This window comes from Streptococcus oralis (genome assembly GCF_964238205.1).
GTDB classification, from domain to species: domain Bacteria; phylum Bacillota; class Bacilli; order Lactobacillales; family Streptococcaceae; genus Streptococcus; species Streptococcus oralis_CZ.
The window spans coordinates 133,899-144,199 of sequence record NZ_CAXSLF010000006.1 but is presented as its reverse complement, the minus strand read 5'-3'; the positions used below and the strand labels follow the sequence as shown (position 1 = coordinate 144,199).

5 protein-coding genes and 3 pseudogenes are annotated in these 10,301 nt (G+C 38.6%); 6 read left to right on the top strand and 2 right to left on the bottom strand.

Annotation, left to right across the window (positions count from 1 at the left end):
* On the bottom strand, positions 1 to 556 hold a 556-nt coding region (locus tag ACESOD_RS09805; RefSeq protein WP_444861161.1), incomplete at its 3' end, for a hypothetical protein.
* On the opposite strand from ACESOD_RS09805, the pseudogene ACESOD_RS08720 reads away from it, so the two are divergent.
* Positions 501 to 1,577: pseudogene (locus ACESOD_RS08720) on the top strand (LPXTG cell wall anchor domain-containing protein); the annotation flags it as partial. The gene ACESOD_RS09805 and the pseudogene ACESOD_RS08720 overlap by 56 nt on opposite strands.
* Positions 1,578 to 1,760: 183 nt before the next feature.
* Here the strand turns inward: ACESOD_RS08720 and ACESOD_RS08715 are convergent.
* A pseudogene (locus ACESOD_RS08715) lies at positions 1,761 to 2,669 on the bottom strand (transposase).
* Between the two features lie 406 nt (positions 2,670 to 3,075).
* Between ACESOD_RS08715 and ACESOD_RS08710 the strand changes: the two are divergent.
* From ACESOD_RS08710 to secY2, 5 genes and pseudogenes are all read left to right on the top strand, one after another.
* The gene (locus ACESOD_RS08710; protein WP_373095091.1) at positions 3,076 to 4,086 is read left to right on the top strand and encodes a sugar transferase; all 1,011 of its coding nucleotides are present in this window, start codon (positions 3,076 to 3,078) and stop codon (positions 4,084 to 4,086) included.
* An 8-nt stretch (positions 4,087 to 4,094) separates the two neighbouring features.
* Positions 4,095 to 6,548, top strand: coding sequence for an SP_1767 family glycosyltransferase (locus tag ACESOD_RS08705; RefSeq protein ID WP_373095088.1), 2,454 nt, complete (start codon positions 4,095 to 4,097; stop codon positions 6,546 to 6,548).
* A gap of 11 nt (positions 6,549 to 6,559) precedes the next feature.
* Entirely contained in the window at positions 6,560 to 7,783 is a 1,224-nt protein-coding gene (locus ACESOD_RS08700; protein ID WP_373095086.1) for a glycosyltransferase family 8 protein, read from the top strand.
* A pseudogene (locus tag ACESOD_RS08695) lies at positions 7,780 to 8,953 on the top strand (glycosyltransferase family 8 protein). The gene ACESOD_RS08700 and the pseudogene ACESOD_RS08695 overlap by 4 nt, the downstream one beginning before the upstream one ends.
* Positions 8,954 to 9,083: 130 nt before the next feature.
* Positions 9,084 to 10,301: an accessory Sec system protein translocase subunit SecY2 gene (gene secY2 / locus ACESOD_RS08690; RefSeq protein ID WP_373095083.1), complete on the top strand. Its 1,218-nt coding sequence runs from the start codon at positions 9,084 to 9,086 to the stop codon at positions 10,299 to 10,301.

Sequence of the window (10,301 nt, the reverse complement as noted above, 5' to 3'; positions counted from 1 at the left end):
GCACATCAGCGTCAGAATCAGCGTCAACAAGTGCATCTGAATCAGCAAGCACATCAGCGTCAGAATCAGCAAGCACAAGCGCATCTGAGTCAGCGTCAACATCAGCGTCAGAATCAGCATCAACAAGTGCCTCTGAGTCAGCGTCAACAAGTGCGAGCCAATCAGCAAGCACATCAGCCTCTGAGTCAGCGTCAACATCAGCGTCAGAATCAGCAAGCACAAGTGCGTCTGAATCAGCAAGCACATCAGCTTCTGAGTCTGCATCAACATCAGCTTCTGAATCAGCAAGCACAAGCGCATCTGAGTCAGCATCAACATCAGCTTCAGAATCAGCATCAACGTCTGCATCAGAATCAGCAAGCACATCAGCTTCTGAATCAGCAAGCACAAGCGCATCTGAGTCAGCGTCAACATCAGCGTCAGAATCAGCATCAACAAGTGCATCTGAGTCAGCGTCAACATCAGCTTCTGAATCAGCATCAACGTCTGCATCAGAATCAGCAAGCACATCAGCATCTGAGTCAGCATCAACATCAGCTTCTGAATCAGCAAGCACAAGCTCATCTGAGTCAGCATCAACAAGTACATCTGAATCAGCATCAACAAGTGCCTCTGAGTCAGCATCAACAAGTGCAAGTCAGTCAGCAAGCACAAGCGCATCTGAGTCAGCATCAACAAGTGCGAGCCAATCAGCAAGCACATCAGCATCTGAGTCAGCATCAACAAGTGCGAGCCAATCAGCAAGCACATCAGCTTCAGAATCAGCAAGTACAAGTGCAAGCCAGTCAGCAAGCACATCAGCATCTGAGTCAGCGTCAACAAGTGCGAGCCAATCAGCAAGCACATCAGCATCTGAGTCAGCATCAACAAGTGCGTCAGAATCAGCAAGCACATCAGCGTCTGAGTCAGCGTCAACAAGTGCGAGCCAATCAGCAAGCACATCAGCTTCAGAATCAGCATCAACAAGTGCATCAGAATCAGCAAGCACATCAGCTTCTGAATCAGCATCAACAAGTGCCTCTGAGTCAGCAAGCACATCAGCTTCTGAATCAGTATCAACAAGCGCATCTGAGTCAGCAAGCACATCAGCGTCTGAGTCAGCAAGTACAAGTGCAAGCCAATCAGCAAGCACATCAGCATCTGAGTCAGCGTCAACATCAGCTTCTGAATCAGCAAGCACAAGCGCATCTGAGTCAGCGTCAACAAGTGCGAGCCAATCAGCAAGTACATCAGCATCTGAGTCAGCGTCAACAAGCGCTAGTCAATCAGCAAGTACATCAGCATCTGAGTCAGCGTCAACAAGTGCGAGCCAATCAGCAAGTACATCAGCATCGGAGTCAGCGTCAACAAGCGCTAGTCAATCAGCAAGCACAAGCGCATCTGAGTCTGCATCAACAAGTGCATCTATGATTCATTCAACAAGTCTAGCTCCTCAAACTGATACCACTAAGGCCCGTAAGCAATTACCAAATACAGGTGAAACTGCTTCAGCTGCAAATGCTCTCCTTGGAGTTGTAGCAGGTCTAACTGGATTAGGATTAGTGGCTAAACGTCGTAAGCGTGATGATGAAGAATAAATCTTCTAACGATTCTATTAGTTGATTATTCCGATCAAAAAACCTGAAAGGTATATCTTTCAGGTTTTTTTAGTTCTATAATATTTGTGTTTGATAAATATCTATAAACATTGGGGGAATCTTTTATAATTTTTGCCAAATAAAAAAACGGCTCTTTGTCAACTGTAGTGGGTTGAATAAAAGCTAACATCTGGAGAGGACAATCGTTGTCCTCTCCATTTTTATATTCAGAGCGATGAAAATTCTTTTCTTAAAGTTGTCAAAGTTCCTAAAACCAAAGGCATTTCGTTTGATGAGTTTAATGAGATTATTGGTTGCTTCCAATTTGGCGTTGGAATAAGGTAATTGAAGGGCGTTGACAATTTTCTCTTTGTCCTTGAGAAATGTCTTAAAGACAGTCTGAAAAAGAGGATGAACCTTTTTTAGATTGTCTTCAATAAGTCCGAAAAATTTCTCGGGCTCTTTATTCTGAAAGTGAAAAAGCAATAGTTGATAGAGATCATAGTGGTGTTTCAAGTCTTCGGAATAGCTTAAAAGCTTGTCTAGAATCTCTTTATTCGTCAAGTGCATACGAAAAGTAGGGCAATAAAACTCATCTTTCCCTTGGTAAAGGCATACTCGTCCCAATACATAATCTCTGGCAGACAAGAAAAATCATGCTTAAAGTGAAAGTCATTGAGCTTACGAATGACAGTTGAAGTTGAAATGGATAGCTGATGTGCAATATCAGTCATAGAAGTCTTTTCAATCAACTTTTGAGCAATCTTTTGGTTGATAATACGAGGAATCCGATGATTCTTCTTAACGAATAGAAGTTTCAGCGACTATCATTTTCGAGCAATGATAGCACTTAAAACGACGCTTTTTAAGAAGAATTCTGGTAGGCATACCAGTCGTTTCGAGGTAAGGAATTTTAGACGGTTTTTGAAAATCATATTTCTTCATTTGACATCCGCAATCAGGACAAGATGGAGCCTCATAATCCAGTTTAGCGATGATTTCTTTGTGAGTATCCATATTGATAATATCTAGAATTTTGATGTTTGGATCTTTGATATCGAGTAGTTTTGTGATAAAATGTAATTGTTCCATAAGATTCTTTCTAATGATGGTTTGGTCACTTTTCATTATAGGTCTTATGGGACTTTTTTTCTATAATGGATGATGCAAAGGTTATCTGACTTTATGAAATTGTATAAAAATGGTATACTATTAATGGTAGAATTTTACCAGTGATGATGATTTTTGTATTTACCCTATATGCTAGCAAATAAGATAGTTCTCCATTTTAGGTGCTTAAAAAGGAATTGGAGTATTGAAATCTTTATTTTGCAAATAGGTATATATTCTTGCTCTCATCTTGCATAACAATTAAACAAACTTTAACTATCGATGATGAGAATTGAATAGTATAAAAATGTAGATATTGGAAGAATACGACATAAATTATAAAAAGAAGGAGCAACTTCTTTTCTTGGAATTCGTAAAGAGAGAAACTATGAAACTACACTTAACCAATCTTTATGGTATGGCTGGAGACAGTACCGTTATTCTAGCTCAGAATGCCGTTCAAAAAATTTCGATGGGACTAGGTTTCCGAGAAGTGGGAATCTACTTTTATAACATAGCTGCAGATACGCCGTCCGAAATGAACAAACGCTTGGATGGTATCATGGCCAGTATTTCCTTTGGGGATATTCTCGTTTTTCAATCTCCGACCTGGAATGGCTTTGAGTTTGATCGTCTCTTCCTTGCTAAGTTAAAGGATTTACGTGTCAAAATTGTCTGCTTTATCCACGATGTACCTCCTTTGATGTTTGAGAGCAATTACTACCTGATGAAAGAGTATATTTCCATGTATAATCTATCAGACGTTCTAGTTGTTCCATCAGAAAGAATGAAGGAACGTTTGATTCAAGAAGGATTAACGACCAAGAAAATTCTCATTCAGGGGATGTGGGATCATCCGCATGATCTATCTCTTTATACACCCGCCTTTAAAAAAGAAATCTTCTTTGCTGGTAGTTTGGAAAGATTTCCAGATCTGCAAAATTGGTCCCAGGATACTCCACTTAGAGTCTTTTCAAATCAGGGCGTCGCTAATGAACAAGCCAAGAATCTCAGTATAGAAGGATGGAAGCGAGATGAGGAAATGCTCTTGGAATTATCGAAAGGTGGTTTTGGTTTAGTCTGGGGGACTTATCAAAATCAAGGAGAAAGCCAAGACTACTATAGCTTGAATCTCTCTCATAAAGTAAGTAGCTATTTAGCTGCTGGTCTTCCAATCATTGTACCACCTAGCTTATCGATTGCTTCCTTTATCGTAGAGCAAGGTTTAGGGTTTATGGCAAATAACCTACAAGAAGTTCATGAAATAGTCGACAATATGACACCTGAAAAGTATCAAGCCATGACAGAGCGAATCAAGACCTTCAGCTATTTAATCAAAGAAGGTTATTTTACAAAAAAATTACTGGTAGATGCCATCTATCAATTAGGAATTAACTAGGAAATTATATGAAAAAAGCAATTGTACTAGTCGGGGATTGCAACTATACTTCCCAACTAGAAACGACTATCAAGTCCATTCTATATCACAATCGAGACCTTAACATCTATATTTTAAACCAAGATATCATGCCAGATTGGTTTCGGAAACCACGCAAAATAGCTCGAATGCTGGGAAGTGACATCATTGATGTGAAGTTACCCGAACAAGCAGTGTTCCAGGATTGGAAGACTCAAGATCATATCAGTTGCATGACCTATGCTCGTTACTTTATAGCCGACTATGTTTCAGAAGACAAGGTTTTATATCTAGATTCGGATTTGATTGTGAATGATTCTTTAGAGGGATTATTTACTATCAATCTTGAAGATAAGTGGCTTGCTGCTGTTAGGGATACAGAAGGTATCACCTTCAATGCAGGTGTTCTCTTAATTAACAATGCCAAATGGAAACAAGAGAATTTTAAGGAGTTACTCCTTTCTCAAACAATGGATACCTTAAAAAAAGTAGCAGAAGGTCAGTTTGAAAATTTCAATGGTGATCAGACTATTTTTAATCAGGTTGTCAAGGATAACTGGTTAGAATTGGACCGTCGCTTTAACTTGCAGGTGGGGTACGATGTTGTAGCCTTGTATAATAACTTGCAAGCACATCTTACTTTTGATGACAAACCTGTCATAATTCATTTTACAACTTACAGAAAACCTTGGACGACACTGGTAGCTAATCGCTATCGCGATCTCTGGTGGGAGTTTCATGATTTAGAATGGACGCAAGTTTTGCAGCACCATATAGGCGAGTTTGGGCTAATTTCCCCTCAAAAAAGAGAATTTTCTTGCTTGACGCTAACAAATTCTCAAGATTTAGAAGGTATAGAAGAACTGCTTACAACTTTGCCAGACGTGATTTTCCATATCGCAGCCTGGACCGATATGGGAGAAAAGCTCAAAAGACTGGCAACTTATGATAATGTCCGACTCTATCCTCAAATTGTTCCTCCAGTATTAGAAAATCTTAAAAATATAGCTTCAATCTACCTTGATATTAACCATGGCAATGTGGATCAGACAATGCTAGATTCCATGAGAAAGCAAGGAAAACCAATGCTGGCTTTCCAATCTACCCAACATGGGAATTGTGGTCAAGTTTCATTTGAAACAGGGAAAACTGCCTTGATGATTGAGGCGATCAAAGATTTCAAGGAGAATGGGCGTCTTACACGATTTTATCAAGTTCCAGAATTAACGTGTTTAACCTTTACGGCTTCTCAAGAACTAGAACAATTAGACTACTTAGCAGAACAATTGCCAAATGTAGCCTTTCATGTAGCAGCCTGGACAAGTATGGGTCCAAAACTCTATGACCTATCCAATCGTTATCCAAATATCCACCTCCATCCAGCAATTTCAAAAGAAAAACTCGAAGAACTAAAAGAGCAGATGGATATTTATCTGGATATTAACCTAGAAACCTCAACTTCAGACATGGTTGCAGATGTAGTTCAACTGTCTAAGCCTGTCTTTGCTTTTTATAAATCTCAAAATGGCTATCATGGACAAAGACTATATTCGAGCGAGCACCCTGAACGGATGTTAGGAGATCTACAGAAACTCCTTGATGGAGAACCGCTAGCAAAACAAGAAGACTCTATTCAGGTTAAGAGTATTGATGAAACTCTGGATTATATCATTGAACACCAGTCGTCTTTAGTTCGCTTTGGAGATGGCGAGATCAATATGCTTGCTGGGCATTCAATTCCCTACCAACACTATGATGAAGAGCTCGTGTCTACCATGCGTGAGATTATAGGTCTAGAAAGCACGAAAGACCTAGTAGTCTGCCTTCCTGATGCTTTTACGGATCGTTTTAAATTTACATCATGGGCGATTCCCTTCTGGAAAGAACATATGGATCATTATATGGACTTCTATCGTGAACTCTGCACGGATTCGTGGTATGGTTCAACCTTTGTATCACGTCCCTACATTGATTTCGAAGATAAGAGTCAGGCCAAAGGTCAATTTGATAAACTGAAAAGTATTTGGAAAAATCGAGACCTACTCATCGTAGAAGGCGCTACTTCGCGTTCGGGCGTCGGCAATGATTTATTTGCTGAAGCGAAATCGATTAAACGAATTGTTTGTTCATCCCATAGTGCCTATTCGCGTGTCGATGAGATTGAGCAAGAAATAGAAAAGCATGCAGCTGGGCGTCTTGTTTTATGTATGCTTGGACCTACAGCCAAGGTTTTGGCTTACCGTCTAAGTCAGAAAGGGCATCAGGTCTTAGACATTGGACACATCGACTCAGAGTATGAGTGGATGAAAATGGGGGCTAAAACCAAGGTTAAATTTGCCCATAAACATACGGCTGAATATAATTTTGATCAAGATATTGAATTTATCGAAGATGAGACCTATACAAGTCAAATAGTTGCTGATTTATCAAAAGCAACTCAGTAAAAGGAGAACGAATGAAAAAACAGCAGTCAGTTATCTTTGCAGGAGATTATGCCTATATTCGTCAAATTGAAACTGCTATAAAATCAATCTGTCGCCATAATAGCCATTTGAAAATATATGTACTCAATCAAGATATTCCACAAGAATGGTTTATGAATATTCGGACCTATATTCAACAAATGGGTGGGGATTTAATTGATTGCAAGGTCATTGGAGCAAAATATAAGATGAACTGGACTAATCAGTTGCCTCATATCAATCACATGACCTTTGCCCGCTACTTTATTCCAGATTTTGTCGAAGAAGATAAGGTTCTCTATTTAGATAGTGATTTAGTTGTGACTGGTGATTTGAGTCAGCTGTTTGAAATAGATCTAGAAGAAAATTATTTGGCAGCAGCTCGTTCTTGTTTTGGTGCAGGAGTTGGTTTTAATGCAGGAGTATTATTAATCAATAATAAAAAGTGGAAATCAGATAACATCAGACAGAGATTGGTTGATTTAACCGAGAGAGAACACGAAAACGTGGGAGAAGGAGACCAGTCTATTCTCAATATTCTCTTTAGGGATAGCTGTCATCAGCTAGAAGATACCTATAATTTTCAAATAGGTTTTGATGCTGGTGCAGCTGAAATGAATCATCGTTTTGTCTTTGATTTTCCGCTAACACCTCTTCCAAAAATTTTACACTATATCTCTCCAGATAAACCTTGGAACCAATTTTCTGTTGGTCGTCTCAGAGACCAATGGTGGCACTATTCCATGATGGAGTGGTCTTATATCGTATCTACTTGGAGAGAAAAAAATCTTGTTTGTACCGCAGATATTTACAAACCCAAGTTAAGATGCATGAACCTAACCAATTCTTGGTGTGTTGCGAAAATAGATTATCTGGCTCAACACTTGCCTGAGGTCCATTTTTACATTGCTGCTCATACATTTATGGCAGATGAACTGAAGCGTTTATCAGCTTTTCAAAATGTGACCCTCTATCCAAATTCCTTCCCTCTTTTAGTGGAGAATGTTCTTGAACAAGCGGATCTTTATTTAGACCTAAACATGGACCAAAAACTAACTTACATTTATGATTTGGTTCAAAAACACCAAAAGCCGATGCTCAGTTTTGATAGTAGTCGTTGTCCAGATTTGCCTGATAATTGCTATGCAGGTATTTACTCTGAAAGTCAACCGGAAGAATTGGTGGAAGCAATTAAGTGCTATATGAAAGAGAAATAATTGATAATGCTTCTCTCATCCAAGTAGAAACGTCATTAAATCGATTTTATGTCATAATCAAGATGTTGATTTTTATAGACTAAATAACGATATTGTACCAGAGTGGTTCAAGTTATTAGCGAAGAAAATGACAGTTGTGAATTCTACTATTCATAATGTCCATTTGAACAAAGAGATATTTGAAGGTTATAAGACGGGGCCTCATTTAAATTACGCTTCATACTTTCGTTTTTTTGCTACGGAAGTGGTTCATTCTGAACGAGTTCTGTATCTTGATTCAGATATCATAGTGACAGGGGACTTGTCGCCTTTATATACAATGGATCTTCAAGGCTATTATGTAGGTGCTGTCGATGATGTATATGCCTACGAAGGTAGGGAATCAGGATTTAATTCTGGTGTTTTAATCATGGATGTCGCAAAATGGAAAGAGCACTCAATTGTTAATAGTCTATTAGAATTAGCAGCAGAACATAATCAGGCTGTGCATCTAGGGGACCAAAGTATTTTAAATATTTACTTTGAAAACAAATGGCTGCCCTTAGACCAAACTTATAATTATATGGTGGGTGTAGATATCTATCACCTAACTCAGAAGTGTCAACGTCTGGATGATCAGCCACCAGTAATTGTTCATTTTGCCAGTCATGATAAGCCATGGAATACCTACAGTATTTCACGGCTTCGTGAACTCTGGTGGACATATAGAGATCTGGATTGGACAGAGATTGCTTTTAAACGTTCTAGTTTGAACTACTTTAAACGGAGTAATCAATCTCAAAAACAAGCGATGATTGTGACTTGGAGTGCTAATGTGGAGCATTTAGAGTATTTGATTAGTAGCCTACCAGATTGGCATTTCCATCTAGCAGCTCCAGTTTACTGTATTGAGTCGGTCACAAAGCTATCCTCTTATCCTAATATGACTTTGTACCAGTCTATCCTTCATCAAAGAATTGATTGGTTATTAGACGATTCTAGTGTTTACTTGGATATTAATAGGGGTGATGAAGTCTTGGATGTAGTTTCAAGAGCAGAAGAAAGAGGAAAAAAATTTTTGCTTTTGAAGATACTCGAAAAAAAGCTGAAGATAGTATCTATGATGGCATTTTCTCTATCGATAAACCGGAGGAGTTGGTAGCTGCTATGAAAACCTTGGATGCTAACTAATTACCAAGTGATTGAGAGTTACCTGTAAGATTAGAGGATGAGTGAAGAATGATAAAATTTTCAAATCTCATTTGTAACAACAGCTTGAGTGATTTGACCGCAACCTATAACTAATGAAAAGGAGTATTTCGTGAAACGATTTTTTTCATCAATAGCAGTCAAGAAAGGTCTAGGAACCTTGTTTCTGCTCTTTATTTATGTATTAGGAAGTCGGATTACTCTTCCTTTTATTGATTTGAATAGCAGGGATTTCCTTGGTGGTGCTACTGCCTATTTGGCCTTTTCAACCGCAATTACAGGTGGAAATTTACGGAGCTTGTCAATCTTTTCAGTCGGTTTATCTCCTTGGATGTCATCGATGATTTTATGGCAGATGTTCTCCTTTTCTAAGCGTTTGAATCTTGCCTCTGGATCTTCTGAAGTTCAGGATCGAAGAAAGATGTATCTAACCTTGACAATCGCTTTGATTCAATCGCTGGCCTTAGCAGTAAATTTACCAATCAAGGACAACTATAACACACTCTTGGTGCTCCTACTCAACACGACCTTGCTGATAGCCGGAACATTTTTCTTGATATGGTTATCAGATATTAACTCGGTGATAGGTGTTGGTGGCTCTATTGTCATCTTGTTGACCAGTATGATTATCTATATTCCCCAAGACATTGTGCAATCGATACAAAAACTAGGGATTCCTATGTGGATTATCGTAATACTTGGAGCGATGGGGATCGTTTTTGCCTATCTCATTGCAATTTTTTATCGTGCTCGTTATCGGATTCCAGTCAATAAGATTGGTCTCCACTCTCGCTTTAAGCGTTATTCTTATTTTGATATAATGCTGAATCCTGCAGGTGGAATGCCCTTCATGTATGTGATGAGTTTAATTAACTTACCGACTTATTTGCTCCTTTTGTTGCAATTATTTGATCCAGGAAATCCAGTTTATCAGCAAATAACGATCCAATATGCGATGGGGAAACCCTTGTGGATTTATACCTATATAGCGACCTTGTTTGTCTTTAGTATTGCCTTTGCTTTTATCAATATTAGTGGAGAGCAGGTGGCAGAACGGATGAAAAAATCTGGCGAGTATATTTATGGCATCTATCCAGGTGAGGACACTAGTAAATATATCAATAATCTAGTATTCAAGTTTGCTATTGTAGGTGGTATTTTTAATGTGTTATTCGCAGGTCTACCGATGTTGTTTGTTTTAGTTGATGAACAATTATTGAGAGTGAGTATGATACCAGGTTTATTTATGATTTTAAGTGGTATGATCTTTAACATTAAAGATGAAATTAGAGCACTGAAATTAAATGAAACTTATAAACCACTGATTTAG